Origin of the sequence: Shewanella sp. N2AIL (genome assembly GCF_022690845.1) — a bacterium.
GTDB classification, from domain to species: Bacteria; Pseudomonadota; Gammaproteobacteria; order Enterobacterales; family Shewanellaceae; genus Shewanella; species Shewanella baltica.
Genome location: NZ_JALBYT010000064.1, coordinates 1 through 1,903 on the forward strand (window position 1 = coordinate 1; position 1,903 = coordinate 1,903).

Consider the following 1,903-nt stretch of genomic DNA (forward strand, 5'->3'; position numbering starts at 1 on the left):
ATGCTTTTCGTCTCCTCTTACTTGTGGTGAATAAGAAGTCTCTTTTAGCATGGGCGTAATTCAGGCTATAGCCTCAAGGAACAATCACCACCGCCAGAGGCGGTGGTTTTGGGATGACAATAAAAAACATAAAGGACAGCAAATGCTGTCCTTTATGTTTGAAGGCTAAAGAGAAATTCCTTTAGCCTCATTCTATAACCTAATAAGCCTTACAAGACTTGGGCGATGGCTTTACAGATCACTGGCATATTGGTCTTAGTCATGCCTGCAACGCTAATGCGTCCTGAACCAACGATATAAACCCCAAACTCGTCTTTCAAGCGCGCCACTTGGGCCTTGTTCAAACCAGAGAAACTGAACATACCATTTTGGCGAGAAATAAAGCTAAAGTCCTGAGTCACGCCTTCAGCCTTTAAGCTGTCAACGAACAGGGTACGCATTTCGGCGATACGCTCACGCATCTCTTTGACTTCCTGCACCCACATGGCTTTCAGGCCTGCATCATTCAAGATAGTACTGACGATCAGCGCGCCATGTGCTGGCGGGTTAGAATAGTTTGCACGTATAGTGCGTTTCACTTGGCTAAAGGCACGCACGGCAGCATCAGCATCTTCAGCCACCACAGTTACGGCGCCGATACGTTCGTTGTACAAACCAAAGTTTTTAGAGAAAGAGTTAGCAACCAGCAGCTCAGGCACTTTTGATGCCACTAAACGCAGACCTGCGGCATCTTCTTCAATTCCAGCACCAAAACCTTGGTATGCAAAGTCAAACAATGGCACAAGTTTCTTATCGCCACACAATTGGGCTACGAGTTCCCATTGCGCCAAGGTTAAATCGATGCCGGTTGGGTTATGGCAGCAACCGTGTAGCAACACGACATCGCCTGCATTCGCGTGAGACAAGTCCGTCATCATGGTATCAAAATCGATATCATGGGCTTCTGCTTTGTAATAACCATACTCTTTAACGGTTAAACCCGCGGTTTCAAAAATATTCTGATGGTTAGCCCACGTTGGATTGCTCACCCAAATAGTGTGCGAATCGGTATTACGCAGTAAAAACTCAGCAGCAATACGCAGTGCACCTGTGCCACCTGGGGCTTGCGCTGTGGCAGCACGGCCAGAAGTGATTAACTCGCTGCCCTCACCGAATAACAATGTTTGCACAACATGGTTATACGCTTGCACGCCTTCAATGCCTAAGTAGTTTTTGGTCTTCTCTTGCTCAAGTAAAATAGCCTCGGCTTTTTTCACTGAAGCCAGCACTGGGGTTTGTCCAGCCTCATCCTTATAAATACCGACACCCAAATTGACTTTATCCTGACGGGGATCAGCCTTAAAGGTATCGGTTAAACCAAGAATCGGATCAGCGGGTGCGAGTAATACCTGAGAGAAAATCATGACTACGTATCCTAATATGCGCGTGTAGGGGAAATTTCGGCTTATTTATACCACTGTCTTTAAGGGGGTAATAGCTACTTAAGCACCTTCTTAGGGAAATTCTTACACTATTGTAGATTTACCAAAAAAAAGTGTCTTTTGTTATGCAATTATAAGCAGAAATATGAAAGTACTTATATAAAGTTATTTATAACATCTAGATCACAAAAACCTGCTGTTTTATATTGTAGAAAAGAATCGCGCGCTGACATCGCAATACTGAATGCCGGAAATGTGAGCTGAACCCATGGCCAATCCTAACTGGACCTAGCCTTAGAATAATCAGAAATGACACGAGGTGACGCATTGTGGAGTTCGGGCTTTGAGATACGATTGTCCCGTCCTAAGATAGGTTGACAGTTTTTAGGCCAGCTCCAGTAGCTGGCCTTTTCTATTGTGCACCTGATTAGGGGTTGCCATATTCAAACTCAGATGCGGTCTCATATCGTTGTATATTGCTA

1 protein-coding gene is annotated in these 1,903 nt (G+C 44.9%); it reads right to left on the reverse strand.

The window, feature by feature from the left end; genetic code table 11:
- Window positions 1-209: 209 nt before the first annotated feature.
- A complete protein-coding gene (locus MO387_RS20690) occupies window positions 210-1,403 on the reverse strand; it encodes an amino acid aminotransferase (protein WP_107947505.1) in 1,194 nt (397 codons plus the stop codon).
- Between the last annotated feature and the right edge of the window lie 500 nt (window positions 1,404-1,903).